The following is a 22,372-nucleotide window of genomic DNA, read 5'->3' as shown; positions in this document are numbered from 1 at the left end:
CCTAGACCGGCGGCCGGGTGACGAGCCGGTTGGTGAGCGGGTTGCCCGGGCCGGAGACCAGACCGGTGATCAGCGGGTCGAGGTCCTCGGTGGTGCCGCAGCCGGTGAACGGCGGGATGGTGATCACGCTGGTGAGCGTGCTGACCGAGCCGGGCACCACCAGCACCTTGCCCCTGAGCCGGATGTCGATCGGGGTCGCGGTGTGGCAGGCGTCGCCGACGGCCAGCGGCACGCCGTCCTGGAAGACCTCCGACACCCGCAGGTCCACGCGCAGGACGACGTCGATGTCGGCGTTGGCGTTCGGGGTGCCGTCGATGGTGAGCACCGCGCTGCCGGTGGCCTGGCCGACCGGGGTGAGCGTGATGGTGTTGGTGACCGGCATGAACCGGAACACCACCAGGTACGCCTTCGCGGGCGGCAGCGACAGGTCGCCGGTGAGCGGCAAGCGGCCGTCCGGGCCAGGGAGGAAGCCGATGACCGAACTGAACGTCCCCGGGCCGATGACCACATCCGACTTGAGCTTGGCCAGGCGGGTGGTGACGGTCAGGTCGAAGTTGTACGGCAACCCGGGCGGCAAGTCGGCCACGGCGGCTGGAGTGATGTCGACCGACCCCAGAGCGCCCTCCACCGCGTTGGCGGTGCACGAGATCGTGGTCTGACCGACGCGCAGCGAGGCCGTCAGACCGGTGAGCCGAACCTGTGCCTTGCCCTGCTCCGGCGTCACTTCGACGCCCTCACTGGCCGCCGTGACAGTCAAGTCACCCGCAGCGGGCAACTCAGCAGCCGCGATGTCAAGCTCCTCCGACGTTTTCTCCTGCCGCACAACGATCTCAGCGGCGACCAATCCCTCCACTGTGGACCCATAGGAGCGGAGAGTCGCGGGCAGGACGAGGCGCGCGGAGGGGGTCACGGTGACCGGGGTGCCGACCGGGGCCGCCTCGGGCACCGTGAGACCGAACTCCACCGGGACGTCGACGTACTCCCCGCCCGGCAGCGCGCACCCGAAGGTGCCGGGCGCCGCGGCGCGCTCTTGCGCGTCCACCGCCACGACGCCCGCACCGGCGGCCAGCAGGGCGGCCGCGACCCCGAGCGTCACTCGGGAAGGACAGGAGAAACCCATCGGGCCCCATTCACCAGAATGCCGAAACTGTTGCACCGCAACGCTTTTCGCGTCAGCAATGGCGACGTTACCAGCGGGTCACTTCGGCGACAACGACATGTCGCGCCGCCCCGCAGAATTGTCACGCGGCGCGCAAGAACGGCATTCGGGTTTGTCCCCGGGAGATCGTTGACACCCGCGACACCGGATATTTATCGTCGGCCGAGCAACACCCGCCGGGCTTCGGGAGGGAGCGGCCATGACCGGGCAGCGGCAGACGGGCCTGTGGGCGGCGGTGCCGGTGGAGCTGGTCGCCCGGTTGCGGCGGACCGACCTGGTCGCCGAGGTCGTCGCGGAGATCAAGGCGGCGGTGCCGGAGTACGCGGGCAGCCGGGTGCTGGTCGCGGCGGTCACGGCGGCGCTCCGACCGGGCGGTGACCCGACTGCGGCGTTGCGGTACGCGGGCCGGGTCGAGTACGCGAAGGGGCGATCCCTGGACGCGCTGCAGACCGCGGTGCGGGTCGGTGCGCGCGTCCTGTGGCGGCGGCTCAGCGAACTCGGCCGCGACGGCGGGGTGTCCACCGAGGTGCTGCTCGACCTAGCCGATCTGGTGTTCGCGCACGTCGATGACCTGTGCGCGACCGCGCGGGCCGGGTACGCCGCGGCCCGCGATCAGGCCGACGACGTGCTCCGCGAGCGCAGGCGCCGGTTGTTGCACCTCCTGCTGGCGGGCGAGGCGACCCCGGCCGAGCTCGTCGACCTGGCGGCCGCCGCCGAGTGGCCGGTGCCCGAGGAGGTCAGCGTCGTGCTGCTGGAGCACGCACAAGACGTCGACACAGTTGGGCTCGTCGACCCGGACAACCCGTGCCTGCTGGTGCCCGCAGACCGCGTACCGCCGGACCTGGCGGGGCTGGTTGTCGTCGGGCCGCCGGTGCCGCCCGCGCGAGCCCGCGAGTCGCTGCTGATCGCGCGGCGCGCGGTGGAGCTGGTCGCCAGGGGTGTCCTGCCCGGTACTGGTGTGCTGCGTTGTGCCGACCACCTGGCCGCGCTGCTGCTGACCTCGGACGAGTTCCTCCTTGCCAGGCTGACCGACCGGGCCCTGGAGCCGCTGGCGTCACTCCCGCCGAAGCAGCGGGACCGGCTCATCGCGACGCTGCGGGTGTGGCTGCGAACCCAGGGTGTCAACGAGATCGCGGCCCACCTGGACGTGCACCCGCAGACCGTGCGCTACCGGGTGCGGCAGCTGACCGGGCTGCTGGGCGCCGACCTGGTCGACCCGCCCCGGCGGCTGGCGCTGGAACTCGCGTTGCGCGGTCAGGCGCTGGCCGGTCCCCGCTGAGCTGGACCACCCGGGCGTGGGTGGCCCAGCTCAGGATCACGCTGACGCGAAAGCCCGCGCAGGGCGGCGGGTGCGTCGGATCGCGTGGGACATGGCGGGCCTTTCAGCAGGAATTTCGAGGAGGTTGATCGCGCTCACCCAGCCTGCCCCGCGCGCCGCCGGGGAACGAGGGCGCAACAGGACAACGGCGTGATCAGGACACCGGTGGATTTTCACAGGACCCACCACGAGGGGCTGTGATGGCGCGGCGCGCGCGACTAGAGTTCCGCCATGGCGCACCTGTTAGGGCCGGTCGGCCTCAGCGAGACGGACAACGCCGTGTACCTCGCGCTGGCCACCACGCCGCGCGGCACCGCCCAGGACATCGCCGACTCGGCCGAGCTGCCGCTGCCCGCGGTCCGCCGCGCACTGCGCAACCTCACCGCGGCCGGGCTGGTGTCCACCCTGCTCGCGCGGCCCATGCGGTACGTGGTGGCGCCGCCGGAGGTCTCGATCGAGGCGCTGGTGTCGCGCAGGCAGCAGGAACTCGAGGGGCTGCGCGCCGCCGCCCGCGAACTGGCGCTGCGGCTGCGCGAGACGCCCACCTCCGCCGAGTCGAGCCTGGTGGAGATCCTGGAGGGCAACGACGCGATCCAGCACCGGCTGGCCCAGCTGCAGCTCGGCGCCCGCGAAGAGGTGCTGATCATCGACGCGCCGCCGTACCTGCACGGCACACCGGTGCAGAACGACCAGGAGCTGGTCTCCCTGAGCCGGGGGGTGCGGTACCGGTCGCTCTACCACGGTCCGGCGCTGGCGCTGCCCGGCCACTACGAGCAGATGATGGCCTGCATCGAGGCGGGCGAGCAGGCCAGGACCCTCGCCTCGGCCCCGATGAAGATGATGATCGTCGACCGCCGGGTGGCGCTGATGCCGGTCTCGTTCGCCTCCGCCGAAACCAGGACCCGGCTGCTCGTGCACGCCGCGCCCCTGGTCGAGGGCCTGGTGGTGTGCTTCGAGGCGCTCTGGGACCAAGCCGCGCCCGTCCTCGGTGGCAGCGCCGAACGTGCCGCCACCCTCTCCGAACGCGACCGGCAGGTGCTCTCGCTGATGGCCGCCGGGCTCAAGGACCAGGCGATCGCCAGGGCACTGGGGGTCGCCCAGCGCACGGTGGTCCGCCGCATCGGCGAGATGATGACCACGCTGGGCGCCGACACGCGGTTCCAAGCGGGCCTGCTCGCCGCGCGCCGGGGCTGGCTGTAGACCCGGGGCGTAGCGTGGGTGGTGACCCGACCGCAAGGTGACGCTGCGTCGGAGATGCGCTTCGGGTAGCAACGCGAACTCGGACTTCATTTTCCTCGTGGCCGCCCCGACACAGGGAGCGCCACACATGATCTCGATCAGCCACGACCGGATGACCGCCCGCGACATCCCCGTCCTGCGCCTCCGCGGCGACATCGACCTCGCGACCCGCCCCACCATCGCCGCCGCCCTCACCGTCCGCCTCGCCCGCCGACCCCGCCTGCTGGTGGTCGACCTGACCCACGTCGGTTTCGTCGGCGCGTGCGGCCTGGCCATGCTGACCCAGGCCCAGCACCAAGCCCGCACCGCTGGCGGTGAGGTGGCCGTCGCCTGCTGCGCCGCGCCGGTGCTGAGGGCAATGGAAGTAACCCGGCTACTGGGCGAGATAGCCCCCTACGCGACCGTCGCGGACGCCTTGGCGGCGGCCAGCGTGCGGATCCCGCAGCAGCGGCGCCGCTGAGGTCAACTGCGGGAAGTCGTCAGCTGGACCAGTAGGTGGGGTGGCCGTGGACGGTGGGGTCTTCGGAGACTGAACTCAGGGCTGTCACCGTGACGTGGCCTGCGGTGAGGAGGGCTCCGTCGGTACCTTCGGCGGGTTTCTCCTCGACCTTCACCGTGGTCAGTTCCACTCGGCCGTCTTCGAGGCGGTGGACGGCGTTGGTGACCCAGCCGAACTCGGCCAGGCGGGCCCACCGGATCGGTTTGAGCTGGTCGGGGGGCACGTTGGGGACGTTGACGTTGAGGACTGTGCCTGGGGGGAAGTCTCGGAGGGCGGCCAGGACTTCGGGGAACACCGCTTCCACGGTCTCCCAGTGCGCCGCCGCCGACTCGTCGAGGGGGATGTCGAGGGAGAAGGCCAGGGCGCTGATACCGACGACGGCCGCGGTGAGGGCGGCGCCGACGGTGCCCGAGTGCAGGACGGAGCGGCCGGTGTTGGCGCCGCGGTTGATGCCGGAGATGACCAGGTCGGGGCTGGGGCCGAAGCCGCCGTTGCAGCCGACCAGGGCGATCAGGCCCGGGTGGGCCGAGACGGCGAGGGCGGGGGTGGGCACGCCGGGCAGGTCCCTCGGCTCGACGACCAGGTGGCGGTGGTCCTCGGTGGCGGTCAGACCGGCGCCGGTGCCGCTGGCCTCGGCCGCCGGGGCGGCGACGGTGACCGCCAGGCCCGCGCGCACGGCGGCCCGCGCCAGGGCGTGCAGCCCCGGTGAGTCGATGCCGTCGTCGTTGGTGACCAGGGCTGTCTCGGCCATGCCGCCCCTTCCCGGGTGCTCCCACCCGCGCCGGGCGCGGGGCTCGCGATCCAGGTTGGCACAGACCGCGGGTGCGACGACGACGCGGCGGGTCAGATGCCGGTGCGAAACCCCACTCGAATATGACCCCGATCGAGGGGTAACGCCCGCACGGCACCGGGTCGAGACCGACAGCGCGTGATCACCACGGCGTCGCATCCCCACGTGATGGGTGATGCCAGAGGGCCCAAACCCGGCCATATGCCACTGGCTGTGGTCTACCGGGCGAGCCCCGGCCCGCCACCGGCCACCCGCGCCGGGGCGGGCAGCGGCGCGGCGGGCTGGTGGATGCCATCCTGGCCGGGACCGCCGGTGATCACCGGGACAGGCGGACCCCGGGGACCGGCAGGCCACAGGACGGAGGGACTGCCCATGCGTGCTCCGCAGCTCACCCCGGCGAGCCGGATCCTCGTCGCGGGCCACCGCGGCCTGGCCGGGTCGGCGCTGTGCAGGCGGTTGCGCGCGGCTGGCCACGAGAACCTGGTGCTGGCCACGTCGTCCGAAGTGGACCTGCGGGACCGGGCGGCGGCGGGCGCCTGGCTGGCCGAGCACCGCCCGGACGTGGTCGTGCTGGCGGCCGAGCGCGGCGGCCGCGGCGGGGCGGGCGGGCCTGCCGACGTGCTGTCGGACAACCTGCGCATCCAGACCTCGGTGCTCGACGCGGCCCGCGTGGTCGCGGTGCCCAGGCTGCTGTTCCTGGCCTCGGCGTGCCTGTACCCCAGGGAATCCCGGCAGCCGATCCGGGAGTCCTCGCTGATGAGCGGCCCGCTGGAACCCGCGACCGAGTTCTACGCCATCGCCAAGATCGCCGGGCTGGCGCAGGTGCGGGCGGTGCGCGAGCAGGACGGGCTGGCGTGGATCAGCGCGTTGCCGACCAACCTCTACGGGCCCGGCGACGACTTCCACGCCCCGCACGGGCTCGCCGGGCTCATGCGCGCGGTCCACGAGGCCGCCCAGATCGGGGCGCCGTCGGTGACCGTGCCGGGCAGCGGCACCCCGCGCCGGGAGTTCCTGCACGTCGACGACCTCGCCGAGGCGTGCGTGGCGCTGCTGGAGCAGTACGACGACCCGACCCCGGTCAACATCGGCACCGGCCGCGACATCAGCACCGCGGACCTGGCGAAGATGCTGGCGGAGACCATCGGCTACACCGGCGCGATCGAGTTCGACCCCGCCGCCCCGGACGGGGCGCCGCGCCGGGTGCTCGACATCCGCACCATGACCGGCCTGGGCTGGGAGCCCAGGACCCGGCTGCGGGCGGGCATCGCGGCCACCTACGAGTGGTACCTCGACAACACCGCGCTGCCCCGCCAGCGCGAGGCCGTGCGCGGCCACGAGATGGTCGGCTGACCCGCGCTCGCTCCTGTGTGGACGGTCCGGGGTCTCGAGGGGCGGGATCGGCGGTTGTGCCACCGGCCGCCCGCACCCACCTGCTAGGTTCGACCGGGACCGATCCGCGCGGACTCGAGGGGGTGAGCGGGGGTGATCCCGGCCGTCGACCGCCCCGGTGCGACCCGGCTCGACCGCACGCTGTCCACCCCGCTGTGGGCGCAACTGCACGCCGACCTGCTGCGCCGGGTCGAGGGCGGCGAGTTCGAGCACGCCTTCCCCGGCGAGTTGGCGCTGGCCGCGGAGTACGCGGTCAGCCGCAACACGGTGCGCGAGGCGCTGCGCAGGCTGCGCGCCGACGGCACCGTGGTCGCCGGGCGCGGGCACCCGCCGAGGTTGGGCAGGCAGACCGAGATCACCCAGCCGCTCGGGGCGCTCTACAGCCTGTTCGCGTCGGTGCGCGACAGCGGGATGAGCGCCTACAGCCAGGTCCGCACGCTCGACGTGCGCGCCGACGGGGTGGTGGCCAGCAAGCTGGGGCTGGAGGAGTCGACGCCGCTGCTGTACCTGGAGCGGGTGCGGTTCGCGGGCGGGGCACCGCTGGCGGTGGACCGGGTGTGGCTGCCGTACGCGCTGACCGCGGCGCTGCGCGAGGCGGACTTCGCCGAGACCTCGCTGTACCGCGAACTCGACAGCCGGTGCGGGATCCGGCTCACCGGCGGGCAGGAGCGCATCCGCGCGGTGCTGCCGACCCCGGGTGAGCGGCGGTTGCTGGCGACACCGGAGACCACCGCGGCGCTGGCCATCGACCGGCTCGGCCTTGCCGAGCGGACCCCGGTGGAGTGGCGGCACACGGTGGTGCGCGGCGACCGGTTCAGCGTGCTGGCGCGGTTTTCCGCCAAGGGCTACCAGCTCGACGTCCACAGTGGACACCACAGGGCCGACTGGTCGCGGTGAGCTGGGTTTTCTCTCCAGGCGTAGAGACGGGGCGCCGGGCCCTGCTGTGCCCGGCGCCCCTACCCCCGTGGCCGTTCCCCGGCCGGTCCGGCTCGGGGGCGACCGCGAGCCCGACGTCAACACCTGTACCGCCGTGCCGCCGGGCCCGACGCGGGCGGTGGCGGGGCGCGAGGCGTAGGTGCACGGTCCGCCTTCGGTTTTCCGCCGCGTCGGGTGGCGTCGACCGGCGGCGGGTCACGCCGTCGGACGTGGTGCCGCGCCTGGCGCGCACAGCCCTCGGACTGTCCACACCGGAGCGCGGTGGTCGTTCATCAGGCCACGTTCAGCACGAAGTCGAAGGTGGCTTCCTTCGCCGAACCGACCGTGCGGACGTTCATCAGCAGCCGCGGGTCGTAGATGGTGTCGGTGTTGTTGCGCGGCTCACCGGGGAAGTACGTCTGCGTGGTGAGGATCCGACCGCCGGGGTTCTGCACCTTGACGTGGATGTGCCGGGTGCGGCCGGGGTAGAGGCCGGGCACGATCGTGGTCAGGGTGTACTTGCCGTTGGCGTCGGTGTACTGGTGGCCGCGGAAGGTGTAGCCGGAGTTGTCGTAGGCGCCCCGGCTGTCGGCCTGCCAGAAGTCCAGCAGCGCGTTGGCCAGCGGCCTGCACGAGCGGCTGAAAACGTAGCCGCTCACGGTCAGCCTGGTCCCGGTGGTGCCGGGCTGGATCAGGCTGGTGCGCTGCGGGGAACCCGGCTTGAAGTACGGGCCCTCGGTCTGCGCGATGGTGGTCTGCTGGCCGGGGGTGCAGGCCAGGTTGAGCGCCTCGGCGCCGTCCGGGCGGACGTCGGCGGGGCTGGCCGCGGCGAAACCGCCCGCGGCGGTGGCGCCGATGAGCCCAGCGGCGGGAACCACGAGGGCACCGAGCTGCAGCAGGCGCTTGCGGGTGATGTTGCCCTCGCCCGCTTCTTCCAGGGGTGGGAGTTCAGTCACTTCGGGAGTACCTCCTACGACGAGACCACCGGGTTGGCGATCGTCACGGATTGGCACAGACGATGCTGTTGCAGTGACAGACCCGTTGCAATCCGTGGTGATACGGGCTTAACTCAGGCGCTACCGTGAGCGGATCCGTGGTGAACGCACGCCTCCGGGCTCCGCGAGTCGTTCGCCCCCGGCAAAAGGTGCAGCATGGAAACGGCTCCTCTGGGAACCACTGTGGACAGATCACCACCGGTCGACCGCGCGCCGCTGGTCGGCCGCGCGAGCGAGCTGGCCCGGCTGTCCTCGGCGACCGCGCCCGCGCTCCTGCTGGTCGCGGGCGAGGCGGGGATCGGCAAGAGCCGCATGGTCGACGAGTTGCGCGGACACCCCGACCTGCTCGGGCACCACTGGTTGGTCGGTGAGTGCCCGCCGCTGCGCGAGCCGTTCCCACTTGGCCCGGTGCTCGACGCGCTGAAAGGTCTGGACGTGTTCAGCCCGCCGGTGGGTCGGGTGGACCGGGTGGACGTTTTTCCCAGAGTTCGCGCGGGTCTGGCCGAACTGGGACCGGCGGTGCTCGTCGTGGAAGACCTGCACTGGTCCGACGAGACGACCTACGAGTTCCTGCGGTTCCTGTGCCGCGGGCTACCGCCGAGGTTGAAGCTGCTGGTGACCTACCGGCCGGAGAACGTGCGCACCGAGCGGCCGGTGGTCGACCTGGCCGGGTACCTGCCCCGGTGGGCGCGCGCGGTGGAGACGACGGTGCGCCCGCTGCGGGTCGCCGACGTCGGTGAGCTCGCCGCGGCGCTGCTCGGGCTGACCAAGGTCACCGACGAGTTCGCCACACGTCTACACGAGTTGACCGGTGGCGTGCCGTTCGTGGTCGAGGAGGTGTGCCGGGCGCTGCCCGCCGAACCCGCGCCCCGGTTGGCCGACGCGCCGCGGTCGGTGCTGGACCGGTTGACCGCGCCGGTGGCCCTGCGCGGGTCGATCGCGGAACGGTTGGCGGCACTGCCCGCCGCGGTACGTGACGTGGTCGCCGCCGCGGCCACCCTGGCCGCGCCGGTGGACGAACACCTGCTGAGCCGGGTCGCCGGGCTGGACAGGCCCACCGCGGCCGGGGCGATCGACCGTGCCCTCGCGCACGGCCTGCTCCGGCAGTGCGCGCCCGGGCTGCTGGCCACCCGGCACGCGCTGGCGACCCGCGCGGTGATCGACCTGCTCGCCCCCGACGAACTGCGCCGCGCGCACCGAGCCGCGGCGGCGGCGCTCGCCGAGGCCAACCCGGTGCCGCACGCCAGGTTGGCCAGGCACTGCAAGCACGCCGGGCTGGTCGCCGACTGGGTCCGCCACGCCGAGGCCGCCGCGACCAGGGCGGTCGCCTTGGGCGACGGGGACACCGCGGTGGACCTGCTGGCCGATGTGGTGGCCGGGTCCGGCATCGATGTCCCGACCAGGGCCAGGGTCGCGGCGCTGCTGAGCCGGGCAGCGCAACCCGGTCTGCGCCACAACGAGGCGGTGGCGGCGCTGCGGTCGGTGCTCGCGGTGCCCGACCTGCCGGAGGGGCTGCGCGGCGAGATCCGGTTCGGGCTGGGCATGCTGCTGGTGTCGCAGACCGGGGAGGCGGGGGCGGGGCGCGAGCAACTGCGCACCGCCGTCGGCGAACTCGACGCGCGACCGGACCTGGCGGCCAGGGCGATGGCGGCGCTGGCGATCCCGTCGTTCACCTCCGGCACGATCACCGAGCACCTGGCCTGGGCGAAGCGGGCGCTGGACATGCTCGGCTCGTTCGACGACCACGCCGTGCACACCGCGGTGCACGTCAACCACGCCTCGGTGCTGATGTACTCGGGGGACCCGGACGGCTGGGCGGTGTGGCGGGCGGCGCTGGCGCGCGGGTCGACACCGGAGGCCCGGCTGCACCTGTTGCGCGGGGCCAGCAACGGCGCCGACGCGGCGGTGTGGCTGGGGCACGACGCGCGGGCGCGGGAACTGCTCGCGCTGATCCCGACCCTGGTCGACGAGGACTCGAGCCTCTACACCAACCGGCTGGTCGCCGGGACCCGGTCGCGGCTGGACTTCGCCGCCGGTCGGTGGACGGACCTGGCCGAGCGGGTCGGGCACGTGCGGGCGGGCGCGGGGGCGCACCGGCTGCCGATGCTCGACACCGAGGCGCGGCTGGTGTCGGCGGAACTGGCGCTGGCCACCGGGGCGCTGGCCGACGCCGAGGTGGACCTGCGGGCGATCACCGACCACAACGCCCCGCTGACCATCCCGCTGCTGACCGCGGCGATGGCGGCCCGGGCCAGGATCGCGCTCTCCGGTGGCCGCGCGGACGAGGCGGTGGCGTTGCTGGGGCCCGCGCTGACCGTGGTCCGCCGCCACGGGAACTGGGTGTGGGCGACGGCGATCGTGCCCCCCGCGTGCGCGGCGATGGTGGCCGTCGGGGACCGCACCGGGGCGATCGCGCTGCACCGCGAGTTCGCCGAGGCCGTCCTCGACCGGGACGCCCCCGCCGCGGGCGCCGCCGCGCTGCAAGCCGCCGGGTATGTCGCGACCAGGGCCAAGGCGGCGGACCTGTTCGCCGCGGCCCAGGGCGAGTACGAGGCGATGGGGCGCCCGTACGCGCTGCTGCAGGCCCGGGAGGCGTTCGCGGAAGTGCGGCTGGCAGGCGGGGACAAGCAGCCGATGCTGGACGTGGTCGCGGGCTTCACCGACCTGGGCGCCCGCTGGGACGCCGCCCGCTGCGCCCAGGTCCTGCGCAAACACGGCATCACCCCCCGCCACCGAGGCGGCAGGAGGGGATACGGGGACGCCTTGTCACCCCGGGAAGCAGCGGTGGCGCGGATGGCGGCGCGGGGTAGTACGAACAAGGAGATCGCGGAGGCCCTGTTCATCTCGGTCCGCACGGTGGAGGACCACGTCGCCAACGCCCTCCGCAAATGCGGCGTCCGCACCAGGACCGACCTCCCCTGCGACTGACCCGCCCTGCTGGCGGACGGGCCGAACACCCGCCACCCCGGTGAAAACCGGTGCCACCAGACGACGCACCAGCCGCACAGGAGGACAGGCGCTGCTCGCACTGGAGGCGCCACACCGAAGACTCCGTGGCCCTCGCCCCGCAAGCAGCCCGCGCCCGGACCTGCCTGCCCTGCGATCAATCCCCCAGCGGACAAGCGAACCCGGGCGCCCGTGAGGGCGCCCGGGTCCTGGTGCGGGTGCGTCAGCTGGTGACGAGGCGCAGGCCGTAGACGGAGAGGATCTCGGTCAGGGGCTGGAAGTACGTGGTGCCACCGGAGGAGCAGTTGCCGGAGCCGCCGGAGGTGACGCCCTGGGCCTGGTTGCCCGAGAGCCACGAGCCGCCGGAGTCGCCGGGCTCAGCGCAGGCGTTGGTGCGGATCAGGCCGCTCACGGTGCCCTGCGGGTAGTTGACGCTCTGGTTCTTGGCCTGGACGGTGCCGCAGCGCCAGCCGGTGGTGGAGCCGGAGCGGCAGATGGACGCGCCGACCGCGGCCTCGGTGCCGCCCTTGACCGCGACGGTGGTGGAGCCGCTGTAGCGGTTGACGACGCCGCGCGGGGTCCAGTTGGTGTTGGTGCGGACCCAGGCGTAGTCGTTGCCGGGGAAGGAGGACCCGGCGAAGGTGCCCTGGGCGACCTGGTTGGAGCCCTTGGTCGTGGCGCCCGAGCGGCCGCAGTGCCCGGCGGTGACGAAGCCGCCCTGCACCGAGAAGCCGACCGAGCAGCGCGAGCCGGAGCCGATGTAGTAGGCGTCGCCGCCGCGCACGTCGTAGAGCGGGCGGGGCGACTCGGTGGACTCCACGACCGTGATGGCCGAGGCGTCGAGGCCCGAGGTGGCCACGAAGTCCTTCGCGGCCGCGGCGGTGCCCCGCGCGGTGGTCAGGGTGACGGTGTTGCGCTGGACGTCGACGTACCAGCCGGTGACGCCGGTGGGCGCGGTCTTGGTGTCGAGCCCGGCGGCGGTGGCGTCGAGGTGGCGGGCGCTGTGGCGCACCACGGTCGCGTCGGCGCCGCCCGCGCGGACCTGGGCGGCCTTGCCCGCGTCGGTGACGCCGACGACGAGCTTGCCGGTGCCCGCGTTGTAGTAGGCGCCGCCGAAGGAGTCGCTGAGCCGCCCGCGCAGGTCGGCCTCGAGCGCGGTGGCCTTGGTCTCGCTGTCGAGCCGGGCCAGCGCGGCGTCGCGGGACAGGCCGAGGTCGCGCTCCATGGCGCTGAGGACCTCGGCGGAGACACCCGCGGTGTCGGCGGCGGGAGCGGCCTGCTGGCCCGCGAAAGCGGGGACGGCGGCCACGGCGCCCGCCGCGGCGGTCAACACCACTGCGGCGATGAGTGTGCGTTTCACATGTGCTCCAACGGTGGGAGATGCAGGGGAAAACAGGCCCCATCGACACGGGCCCGAGTGTTGCCACCGAATGCGCTAAGCCCTCACTCGCGACGTATCCGGTGGTGTTCCGAATGGTGCTCGTGGTGACAGCACAGGGCAAGGGGAACTTGTTACCGGATATGCGCGCAGTGGGAAAACAGGCGATATCCAGCGCATTTCCCATTCAGTCCGAAGCGATTTCGCCTTCAACGACCACCGGAATGGACCACGGTCACCACGGGCGACCGGGCACCGGAGTTAACTGTGAATGCCTGGACCGTCAAGGCTTCCACACGCGGCGCGGACCCCGCCGACCTCGGGCGCAAGGATGAGTACGCCGACGGGGTCCGCACACACGGCCAGGTCGATCCGACCACCGGGAATCCGACAGCCGAAATCCGCCACCGACGATCCGGACGCCGGTGGCACCGACATTCACCGCCCAGCACCGCACCTGTTCAACGGGGCTTTTCGAGGAGGTCCGACCTGTTGGCGCCAACCGTAGGTGGCGCCGAGGCGCGCGGTCATCGGGGGAAACCCTCGCCGCTCACCCCTCGCGCAGGTGCGCCGCCAACTGGGTGCGGGAGCGGATGCCGAGTTTGCGGTAGACCCTGGTGAGGGCCGCCTCGACGGTCTTGACGCTGATGAACAGGCGGTCGGCGATCTCCCGGTTGGTGGCGCCCTCGGCGACCATCTCGGCGATGCGGGCCTCCGTGCCGGTCAGCTCGCTGCGCGGGCGCCCGGCGTCAACGGCCCCGGCGAGCCGGGCGAGCATCCGCTCGGCGTGCTCGGTCCACGGGGTCGCCTCGGCGGCGGTGAACAGGGCTACCGCGCGGCGGGCGGGTTCGCGGGCCGCGGCGTAGCGGCGCCTGCCGCGTTCGACGCGGGCGCGCACGAGCAGGCAGTGCCCGGTCTCCAGCGGCTGACCCAACGCGGTGAACACCGATTCGGCTCCGCGCAACAGGTCCACCGCGGAGTCGGTGTCGCCGCGGGCGGCCTGCAGGAACGCCTCGGCGCGGTCGAGTTGCGCGGCCACGCCAGCGGGTTCGGGGACCCTGGTCAAGCGGTCGCGGCAGTCGACGAGCAAGTCAGCCGCCTCGTCGAGCTCACCGGTCGCCACTAGGCCAGCGACCAAGTCGCTGTGCCAGCGCAACATCGTAGGGTCGCGGATACCGCGCGGCGCCTCGAGCTCAGGGACGCGGCGTAGTGCGGCGACGGCCTCGCTAGGCCTACCCGTGCGCAGTAGGGCTTGGCCGAGCAAGTGCAGGTGCCTGCGCAAGTACACGAGATCGGACTCCTGCTCCGAAGCCCGCACACCGCGCTCGGCGTAGGTGAGTGCGCGGTCGACGCTGCCACCGGCCAGTTCCGCCATCGCGCTGGTGTACCACCCGGGTCCTGGACTGAGCCGGGCCTGGCCGCAGATGCGTTGTGCACGGGCGGCGTAGTCCACGGCGTCGCGGCAGCGGCCCATCCTGGTGGAGACCTCGGCGAGGGCGCTGAGCACGTTGACCAGTTCCTCGACCGCGCCGCGCTCGACCATGCCGAGCATGCCCAGGAACATGGCGCGGGCGTCCTCGAGCCGTTCGTCGAGCGCGGCGAAGCGGGCCATGACGTACACCGGGGAGAAGTGCAGCCACCCGTCCATGTCCGGCGGCGGCAGGGCCAGCGCGGCGCGCAGCGGGTCGTCGAAGTCCGGTTCGCCTGCCAGGCGCTTCATCAGCGCGACACCCGCCAGGGCCATCGCCTCGATGGAGGTGTCGCCCACGGCGCGGGCCAGCTCTGCGGACTTGGTGGACTCGGCGATCGACTCCGCAGGCCACCCGTTGATCATCGCCGCCCAGGACTGCCACAGGTGCAGCAACCCGCCCGAGCGCGGGCAGTCCCCCGCGTCGGCCATGGCCAGCGCGAACAACTCCCGCTCCGTGGCGACGCTCTGGCCCGCGAGGTGGATCAACGCCATCCGCGCCTTGACCCGCTGTAGCGGCGCGGCGTCACCCTCCAACACAGCCTCGGCGGCGCGGCGGGCCAACTCGGGCCGCGCGGCGACGGCAGCGGTCTCGGCGGCCGCGACCAGCCACTGCACGCGGTGAACCTGGTGGTCGGGCGGGGTGCGGTCGGCCGCGAGCAGGTACAGCTCGGCGGCGAGGTCGCGGGATCCCTGGCGCTGCGCGCTTTCCGCGGCGACGACCAGCGAGCGGGCCACGGCGGCGCCCGGGTCCGCGGAAGCCAGCGCGCGGTGGCGTTCCCGGTCGGCATCGAAGGTGACGGCCGCGGCGAGTTCAGTGTGCGCTGCGACGCGATCCTCGGCGTTGGCGAGGTCGGCGATAAGAGTCGCGGCAGCGGGTGGGGTGAACCTGATGTTCTCCGCGTCGGTCACCACGAGACCGACCTCGGCCGCACGGGCGATATCGCGAGCAGCATCACCACGTCCCGCGCGGTGTAAGAGGCGCACGGTGGGGCGGGATGCGAGAGCGCACCAGAGCAGGGTTTCGCGTTCTGTCGGTGCGAGTTGAGCCAACCGTTCCCGGACTAAGAGGGCCACGGAGGGCGGGAGAGGTTCACGGTCAGTGGACGCGCCAGCCAAGGTGAGCGCTAGGTAGGGATTGCCCGCCGAGTCTGCGTGGATCGCAGCGGCAGTGCGCGCGGGTAGTCCGTAGGCATCGAACAGCGCGGCGAGGTCTTCGGCGGTCAGCGGCGGGACGGGTAAGCGCAGCACGGGACCGGGGATGAGCGCGGTGGGCGGGATCGCGCTAGGGCCATCGTCATCGAGCGGCACGATCTCGGGTAGCCGCCCCGCGACCACCCCACGAACCGGCGCAGACCCGATGCGGCGCACCGCGTAGGCGATGACCTCCGCAGACACCGCATCGATCCACTGGACGTCATCGAGCAGCACGAGCACCGGCGCTTTGGCGGCCATGGCAAGCAACGACAGGTGCCAGGCATGCCGCAACGGCATCCCACCGTCGTCGCGGCGGCCGGTGAGGACCTCGGTCGCGGCGGCCCGGAACTCGTCGGGCAGCGCGGCGATGATCGGGGAGGGTACTTGGGCCAGGAGTTCGGCGAGGACGCCGCTGCGGATCCAGCGTTCGCCTTCGGCTGCGGTGGCGCGGAGGACTGATGGGTGTGCGGCGGTGAGGGCGTCGAGGATGGTGGTCTTGCCGATGCCGCTGGGGCCGGTGAGGACTACGCCGCCGCCGTGCGACAGGCGGTCGTGGATCTCGGCTAGGAGTGGGTCGCGGCCTACTACGGCACCGATCACGAGCGCAACTCACCTCATTGGGTTTATGGGTGCCGACACAGTACAGAGGTGGTTGGCGCTGGACAACGGCTCGCCTGCGGCATTGCTGCCCGGTCCGTGGTGGGTTGGGGGTGCTCGATGGGGCGAACCTGTTTTGCGCGGGGCCCCTGCGCCAGCCGTGGCAGGACCGCAAAGCTGGGGCCGAAAAGCATGGCCCTGCAGCGCACAACGCTACGACTGCCGCTCCCCCACGCAAAACAGGTCCGCCCCATCGAGCATCTGGCACCGGAAGGTCCGAGTGTCCAGTGGCTGGGTTCGGTGGTCGGAGTCGGGTGGTTGGGCTGGCGGGGTTGGCTCGGTGGGCTGGGTTTGGGTGGGCTGCTTCCGGGAGCGGTGGTGCCAGAACAATCTCCCGAGCCGTCCCACCCACCCCAGCCCACCGAGCCAGCCCCGCCAGCCCGGCCACCGCTCCCAGGAAGCCGCCCACCTAAATGCTCGATGGGGCGGACTTGGTTTGTGTGGGGTGGCGGTGCCCGTAGCGTTGTGCGCGGACAGGGCCATGCTTTTCGGCCCCAGCTTTGCGGTCCTGCCACGGGTAGCGCAGGGGCCCCGCGCAAACCAAGTTCGCCCCATCGAGCACCCCCCACACCCCACCGCCCGGGTCGCGAGGTCGCCGCCAGGCGACGAGCCGACCCCCGATGCCCGAGGCGGACTGGCAGGGCTGAGCCGGTGAGCTGGCTCAGGAGTTGGTGGGCCTTTCTAGGCTCGCTCGACCAAGTGGCCGATGACGTCGGGGCCGGGGTGGGGGTGGCCGGAGGCGTCGCGGCGGGGGTCGGGGGTGGGAAGTTCTATTGCGGAGCCGGTGCGGGATGAGCCTGCGGGGCGGGGGCCGATCCAGGCGAGGGTCAGGGCGGTTTCGCCCTTGAGGAAGCGGTGGGCTCGGACGCCGCCGGTGGCTCGGCCCTTGGGGGGGTATTCGGCGAAGGGGGTGACCTTGACGGACTGGCCGGTGGACGTTACTACCAAGGGGTCGCCGTGGTCGGGGTCGTCGATGCGGATGCCGCCGAAGAAGACGACCTTGCCGCCGGAGGGCAGGGTGACGCCCGCCATTCCGCCGCCCTTGAGGCCCTGGGGGCGGACGAGGGACGCGGCGTAGCGCAGCAGGGACGCCTCGGCCGTCACGAACACGAGGGTCTCGGAGCCGTCGCGCAGCCAGGTGGCTCCGACGACCTCGTCGCCCTCCTTGAGGGTGATCACCTCGAACTCGTCGGAGCGGACCGGCCACTCCGGGGCGCACACCTTCACCACGCCCTGGCGGGTACCCAGCGCCAGGCCGGGTGAGCCCGCCGCCTGGTCGCCGAGCGGGGCGATGCCGATCACCCGCTCCCCCGTCGACAGCGGCACCAGTTCGCCGGCGGCCATCCCGCCGCTGACCGACACGGTGCCGCTCTGCTCGGGCAGCACCGGCAGCGGCAGCACGTCGGTCTTGACCGCCCGGCCGCGGTTGGTGATCAGCAGGACCTGCCCGCGCGCGGTCGAGTGCACCAGCGCCGCGACCGCGTCGTGGCGGGCGCGCCCCTTGCGGGTGCGGCCCTCGGAGGCCTCCTCCGACTCGGCGGCGGTGCGCGCGACCAGGCCGGTCGCCGACAGGATCACCTGGCACGGGTCGTCGGTGACCTCCAGCGGCCCGGCGGGCTTTGAGGCGGCCAGCACCTCCTTGAGGTCGCCGTCGACCAGCGAGGTGCGGCGCTCGGCGGTGCGGTCCTTGGCGACCTTGCCCAGCTCCGTCGACACGACCCGGCGCAGCACCTTGTCGTCGTCGAGGATCTTCGAGAGCTCCTCGACCTCGCGGCGCAGCTTCTCCTGCTCCTCCTCGAGTTCGAGCTTGTCGTACTTGGTGAGGCGGCGCAGCGGCGTGTCGAGGATGTAGGTGGCCTGGATCTCGGAGAGCTTGAACCGGCTGATCAGGCCCGCCTTCGCGGCCGCGGCGTCGTCGCTGCCGCGGATCAGGCGGATGACCTTGTCGATGTCGACCAGGGCCAGCAGCAGGCCCTCGACCAGGTGCAGCCGGTCCTCGCGCTTGCGCTTGCGGTAGCGGGTGCGCCGGGTGACCACCTCGTAGCGGTGCCGCAGGAAGACCTCCAGCAGCGCCTTGAGGCCCAGCGTGCGCGGCTGCCCGTCGACGAGCACCAGGTTGTTGATGCCGAAGGACTGCTCCATCGGGGTCAGCCGGTACAGGTCCGACAGCAGCGCCTGCGGGTTCACCCCGACCTTGCACTCGATCACCAGCCGGGTGCCGTTCTCCCGGTCGGTGAGGTCCTTGACGTCGGCGATGCCGGTGAGCCGCTTGCTCTTGTTCACCTCTTCGGTGATCTTCTCGATGATCTTCTCCGAGCCGACCTGGTAGGGCAGCTCGGTGACCGTGATGGCCTGGCGGCGGCTGCCCTCCAGCGGGCCGATCTCCACCTTGGCGCGCATCCGCACCACGCCCCGGCCGGTCTCGTAGGCCTTGCGGACCTCGTCGAGGCCCAGCAGCAGCCCGCCGGTGGGCAGGTCGGGGCCGGGGATGAACTCCATCAGCTTGTCGAGGTCGGCGTCCGGGTGGGTGATCAGGTGCCTGGCGGCGGCCACCACCTCGCCCAGGTTGTGCGGGATCATGTTGGTGGCCATGCCGACCGCGATGCCCGAGGTCCCGTTGACCAGCAGGTTCGGGAACGCCGCTGGCAGCACCACCGGTTCGAGCAGCGAGCCGTCGTAGTTGGGCCGGAAGTCGACGGTGTCCTCGCCGAGCTCGCCGACGAGCAGCATCGCCTCGTTGGACATCCGCGCCTCGGTGTAGCGGCTGGCGGCGGGGCCGTCATCCGGTGAGCCGAAGTTGCCGTGCCCGTCGACCAGCGGTGCGTTGAGCGAGAAGTCCTGGGCGAGGCGGACCATCGCGTCGTAGATCGCGGTGTCGCCGTGCGGGTGGTACTTGCCCATGCAGTTGTGCACCACGTGGCCCTCGACCACGAAGGCGTGCTCGGCGGAGCCGACCTGGATGTCGTAGGTGGTGCCCTCCCCGGCGGGCACCACGGCGGCGACGGTGACCGGCTCGGCGGCCGGACCGGCGATCCGCAGCAGACCACCGTGCTTGTGCGCGTCGCGCACCCAGGGCAGCAGCAGCGACGCCAGCCGGGCGGCGGCCGGGCCGGACACGGTCATCCCCCGGTCCGACACCTCGGCGTCGATGCCCAGGTCAGCGAGCAGGCACCACACCTGGCGCAGCAACGCCGGATCGGCCACACCCGCGATCCGGCCCGCGCCGCGCCGGACGTGCCCGGCGCCGTCGAACAGGCCAGCCAAGTAGGGCGCCCATGACGCCCGGTCGGCCAGGACCACCGCGGGCACCGCGTCGCGCGGGGGCAGCGGGCCGCCCGCGATGGTCAGGATGTGCCGGTCGCGCTGGGTCGGGGTGCGGGCCTCGCGCTTGTCGCGCCGCGCGTCGAGCCCGGCGCCGATCGCCCACCCGTGCACGAGGTCCACCGGCGCCGAGTCCAGCGACTCGACCCGGACGTCCCCGTCCACGGCCGTTCCCGCCGCCGTCACCAGCCCGAGCACGTAGGCCGAGCCGTCGTCGCTGAAGGTGACCTCGCGGGCGCCGCTGCCCGCCACCGTGCTGTGCCCGGCGAGGTCGCGGGCGGCGACCCACTCGCCGGTGCCGACCCGGAACCGCTGGCCCGGGGTGACGAGCATGCTGTGCCCATTGGTCCAGTGCACGCGGACCAGTTCCGAGACCGGGTTCTCGTACACGGCCACCACCGGCACCGGCAGCCCGGCCGGGTCCAGCACCGCGTCACCCAGCTCGATCTCCTGGATCGGGCGCAGACCACCGGGGGTGGACACCAGCGCGCCGCGCACGAAGCAGTCGCCGACCACGCGGGAGGACTTCACGTAGGCGTGCGTGGGCCGGTAGCCCTGCTCGTGCATGGAGAACAGGATTCGGCGGTGCACCGGCTTGAGGCCGTCGCGCGCGTCGGGCAGCGCGCGGGAGTGGATGACCGAGTAGGCGTACTCCAGGTAGGAGTCCTCGATCTCCGTGCGCACCGGGTTGTCGACGACGGTCGCGCCCGCGCGGTCGAACGCGGTGGGGTCGACCTTGGTCGCGGGGGCCTTGCGGCGTGCCATGGTGGCGGCTCTCTCTCGTGCTCTCAGCTGTCAGCGCCCGCCGGGTGTGCGCGCGGGCGGCTGGGTGTCTCAGAGGTCGATGGCGGACTGGTCGACGCGGGCGGCGGAGTCGACCAGCCAGTTGCGCCGCGGCTCCACCTTCTCCCCCATCAGCAGTTCCAGCGCGGTCTCGGCGGCCTCGGCGTCACCCATGGTGATGCGCCGCACCGAGCGGGTGGCCGGGTTCATCGTGGTCTCCCACAGCTCGTCGGCGTCCATCTCGCCGAGGCCCTTGAACCGGGGCACCGGCGTGACCACCTGCCTGCCCGCCTTCTCCAGGCGGGCCACGGTGGTCTCCATCTCGCGCTGGGTGAAGGTGAAGACCGTCTCCGCGCCCCGGCCGCGGGTGGTGATCTTGTGCAGCGGCGGCATCGCGGCGTAGAGCCTGCCGTCGTCGATGACCGGGCGCATGTACTTGGCGAACAGGGTGATCAGCAGGGTCCGGATGTGCGAGCCGTCCACATCGGCGTCGGCCATCAGGATGACCCGGCCGTAGCGCATCGCGGCCAGGTCGAAGGTGCGGCCGGTGCCCGCGCCGAGCACCTGCACGATGGCGGCGATCTCGGCGTTGCGCAGGGTGTCGGCGAGGCTGGCCTTCTGCACGTTGAGGATCTTGCCGCGCAGCGGCAGCAGCGCCTGGTACTCCGAGACCCTGGCCATCCGCGCCGAGCCGAGCGCGCTGTCGCCCTCGACCAGGAACAGCTCGCTGCGCGCGACCCCGGTGGTGCGGCAGTCGACGAGCTTGGCGGGCATCGCGGCGCCCTCGAGCGCGGTCTTGCGGCGCGCGGCGTCCTTCTGCTGCTTCTGCGCGATCCGCACCCGGCCCGCGTCGACGATCTTCTGCAGCACGACCTTGGCCTCGGCCTTGCTGCGCCGGTCCTCGGTCCACTCGCGCAGGTGCTTGTCCACCACGCCCTGGATGACCTTGGTGATGCCCGCGGTGGACAGCTCGTCCTTGGTCTGGGAGGTGAACTGCGGCTCGGGGATGCGCACGTGCACGACCGCGGTCATGCCCTCGAGCACGTCGTCGAGGGTCGGCGGGTCCTCCCTGGGCTTGAGCAGACCCCGGGTCTTGGTGATCGCCTCCTGCAGCGCCTTGACCGCCGCCCGCTCGAAGCCCTTGCGGTGCGTGCCGCCGTGCACGTTGCGGATGGTGTTGGTGAAGCACTCCACGGTGCGCTCGTAGCCGGTGCCCCAGCGCAGCGCCACCTCGACCTCGGCGCGGCGCTCCACCTTGGACCGCATCACCCCGTTCTCGTCGGCGGCGTTCTCCTGGTAGCTGCCCTCGCCGGTGACCAGGAGGGTGCCGGAGACCGCGCGCTCGCCGTCAGGGCTGAGGAACTCGACCATGTCCACGAGGCCGTTGGGGAACTGGAAGGACTCCTCGGCGAACCTGCCGGGCGCCTCGGGGTCCTCCTGGCGCAGCACGTAGGTGACGCCGGGGACCAGGAACGCGGTGTTGCGCAGCTTCGCGCGGACCGACTCGACGTCGAGCGCGGCGCCGTTCTCGAAGTACCGCGCGTCGTACCAATACCGGCTGGAGGTGCCGGTGGTGTCGTTGCGGCGCATCCTGCCGACGACCTCGAGGCCGGACTGGCGGGTGAACGGCGCCTTGGGCCCGTCGCCGTCGAACACGCCGGGCACGCCGTGCGCAAAGGACATCCGGTAGACCTTGCCGTCGCGCTTGACGGTGACGTCGAAGCGGTGCGACAGGGCGTTGACCGCGGAGGCGCCGACGCCGTGCAGGCCGCCGGAGGTCTTGTAGCCGGAGCCGCCGAACTTGCCGCCCGCGTGCAGCCTGGTCAGCACCAGCTCCACACCGGACAAACCGGATTTGGCGTGCACGCCGGTGGGGATGCCGCGGCCGTCGTCGTCGACCTGGACGCTGCCGTCGGCGTGCAGGGTGACCACCACCCGGCTGGCGTGGCCCGCGACGCCCTCGTCGGTGGAGTTGTCGACGATCTCGGTGAACAGGTGATTGATGCCCCGGCTGTCGGTGGACCCGATGTACATGCCGGGCCGCTTGCGCACCGCCTCCAGACCCTCCAGGTGCGTGAGGTCGTCGGCCCCGTACAGGGTCTCGGCAGTCACTGGGTCGTTCTCCCGCTGCTGTTGTCCCGGCCCCGGGGCGGTCGTCCCCGCCCCGAACCCGCGCTCGGCGTCCGCGCGACCGGTGCCGCTCGAACAGGTGTCCCAAGGTACCGGAGGGTATCGGCCCACCATGACAACCGTGGCGCGCCGCGCGCGGCGCGCCGGGTGGTCCGCGCCACGCGGGCGCCCGGGTCAGCTGGTGATGA

Annotated in this window: 13 protein-coding genes and 1 pseudogene; 6 read left to right on the top strand and 8 right to left on the bottom strand. The window is 72.5% G+C overall.

Annotation, left to right across the window (positions count from 1 at the left end; translation table 11 throughout):
- Position 1 precedes the first annotated feature (1 nt).
- The gene (locus JOD54_RS18765; protein ID WP_204451775.1) at positions 2-1,096 is read right to left on the bottom strand and encodes a hypothetical protein; all 1,095 of its coding nucleotides are present in this window, start codon (positions 1,094-1,096) and stop codon (positions 2-4) included.
- 262 nt (positions 1,097-1,358) lie between these two features.
- Between JOD54_RS18765 and JOD54_RS18760 the strand changes: the two genes are divergently transcribed.
- From JOD54_RS18760 to JOD54_RS18750, 3 genes are all read left to right on the top strand, one after another.
- Entirely contained in the window at positions 1,359-2,438 is a 1,080-nt protein-coding gene (locus JOD54_RS18760) for a PucR family transcriptional regulator (protein ID WP_204451774.1), read from the top strand.
- Positions 2,439-2,708: 270 nt separating this feature from the next.
- Positions 2,709-3,677: a helix-turn-helix transcriptional regulator gene (locus tag JOD54_RS18755; protein WP_204451773.1), complete on the top strand. Its 969-nt coding sequence runs from the start codon at positions 2,709-2,711 to the stop codon at positions 3,675-3,677.
- A gap of 127 nt (positions 3,678-3,804) precedes the next feature.
- On the top strand, positions 3,805-4,176 hold the full coding sequence (locus JOD54_RS18750) for an STAS domain-containing protein (RefSeq protein ID WP_204451772.1): 372 nt from the start codon (positions 3,805-3,807) through the stop codon (positions 4,174-4,176).
- Positions 4,177-4,195: 19 nt separating this feature from the next.
- Here JOD54_RS18750 and surE read toward each other — a convergent pair whose 3' ends face one another.
- Together surE and JOD54_RS34260 are read right to left on the bottom strand one after the other, a co-directional pair.
- Complete coding sequence (gene surE, locus JOD54_RS18745; protein ID WP_204451771.1) at positions 4,196-4,966, bottom strand: 5'/3'-nucleotidase SurE; 771 nt, start codon at positions 4,964-4,966, stop codon at positions 4,196-4,198.
- Between the two features lie 257 nt (positions 4,967-5,223).
- Entirely contained in the window at positions 5,224-5,379 is a 156-nt protein-coding gene (locus JOD54_RS34260) for a hypothetical protein (protein ID WP_239573431.1), read from the bottom strand.
- On the opposite strand from JOD54_RS34260, the gene JOD54_RS18740 reads away from it, so the two are divergent.
- A complete protein-coding gene (locus JOD54_RS18740) occupies positions 5,378-6,355 on the top strand; it encodes a GDP-L-fucose synthase family protein (RefSeq protein ID WP_239573430.1) in 978 nt (325 codons plus the stop codon). The genes JOD54_RS34260 and JOD54_RS18740 overlap by 2 nt on opposite strands.
- A gap of 132 nt (positions 6,356-6,487) precedes the next feature.
- Positions 6,488-7,291 carry a GntR family transcriptional regulator gene (locus JOD54_RS18735; RefSeq protein ID WP_307860159.1) on the top strand — a complete coding sequence of 268 codons (804 nt, stop codon included), beginning with the start codon at positions 6,488-6,490 and terminating at the stop codon, positions 7,289-7,291.
- A gap of 317 nt (positions 7,292-7,608) precedes the next feature.
- Here JOD54_RS18735 and JOD54_RS18730 read toward each other — a convergent pair.
- Positions 7,609-8,067: pseudogene (locus tag JOD54_RS18730) on the bottom strand (dioxygenase family protein); the annotation flags it as partial.
- Positions 8,068-8,487: 420 nt separating this feature from the next.
- On the opposite strand from JOD54_RS18730, the gene JOD54_RS18725 reads away from it, so the two are divergent.
- Entirely contained in the window at positions 8,488-11,232 is a 2,745-nt protein-coding gene (locus JOD54_RS18725; RefSeq protein WP_204451770.1) for a LuxR C-terminal-related transcriptional regulator, read from the top strand.
- 241 nt (positions 11,233-11,473) lie between these two features.
- On the opposite strand, the gene JOD54_RS18720 is transcribed toward JOD54_RS18725, so the two are convergent.
- From JOD54_RS18720 to JOD54_RS18705, 4 genes are all read right to left on the bottom strand, one after another.
- The gene (locus JOD54_RS18720) at positions 11,474-12,610 is read right to left on the bottom strand and encodes a S1 family peptidase (protein WP_204451769.1); all 1,137 of its coding nucleotides are present in this window, start codon (positions 12,608-12,610) and stop codon (positions 11,474-11,476) included.
- Positions 12,611-13,178: 568 nt separating this feature from the next.
- Positions 13,179-15,893 (bottom strand): helix-turn-helix transcriptional regulator, encoded by a 2,715-nt coding sequence (locus tag JOD54_RS35600; RefSeq protein WP_204451768.1) that lies wholly within the window; start codon positions 15,891-15,893, stop codon positions 13,179-13,181.
- 738 nt (positions 15,894-16,631) lie between these two features.
- Positions 16,632-20,036: a DNA topoisomerase (ATP-hydrolyzing) gene (locus tag JOD54_RS18710; RefSeq protein ID WP_204451767.1), complete on the bottom strand. Its 3,405-nt coding sequence runs from the start codon at positions 20,034-20,036 to the stop codon at positions 16,632-16,634.
- A gap of 69 nt (positions 20,037-20,105) precedes the next feature.
- Positions 20,106-22,166: a DNA gyrase/topoisomerase IV subunit B gene (locus JOD54_RS18705; protein ID WP_204451766.1), complete on the bottom strand. Its 2,061-nt coding sequence runs from the start codon at positions 22,164-22,166 to the stop codon at positions 20,106-20,108.
- Positions 22,167-22,372 lie beyond the last annotated feature (206 nt).

This window comes from Actinokineospora baliensis (assembly GCF_016907695.1).
GTDB classification, from domain to species: Bacteria; Actinomycetota; Actinomycetes; order Mycobacteriales; family Pseudonocardiaceae; genus Actinokineospora; species Actinokineospora baliensis.
This window is presented reverse-complemented; position numbering and strand designations above follow the sequence as displayed.

Bases quoted from the DNA above. Each gene is read 5' to 3' on its own strand.
- JOD54_RS18760 (WP_204451774.1), top strand. From the start codon at position 1,359: ATGACCGGGCAGCGGCAGACGGGCCTGTGGGCGGCGGTGCCGGTGGAG.
- JOD54_RS18755 (WP_204451773.1), top strand. From the start codon at position 2,709: ATGGCGCACCTGTTAGGGCCGGTCGGCCTCAGCGAGACGGACAACGCC.
- JOD54_RS18750 (WP_204451772.1), top strand. From the start codon at position 3,805: ATGATCTCGATCAGCCACGACCGGATGACCGCCCGCGACATCCCCGTC.
- surE (WP_204451771.1), bottom strand. From the start codon at position 4,966: ATGGCCGAGACAGCCCTGGTCACCAACGACGACGGCATCGACTCACCG.
- JOD54_RS18740 (WP_239573430.1), top strand. From the start codon at position 5,378: ATGCGTGCTCCGCAGCTCACCCCGGCGAGCCGGATCCTCGTCGCGGGC.
- JOD54_RS34260 (WP_239573431.1), bottom strand. From the start codon at position 5,379: ATGGGCAGTCCCTCCGTCCTGTGGCCTGCCGGTCCCCGGGGTCCGCCT.
- JOD54_RS18710 (WP_204451767.1), bottom strand. From the start codon at position 20,036: ATGGCACGCCGCAAGGCCCCCGCGACCAAGGTCGACCCCACCGCGTTC.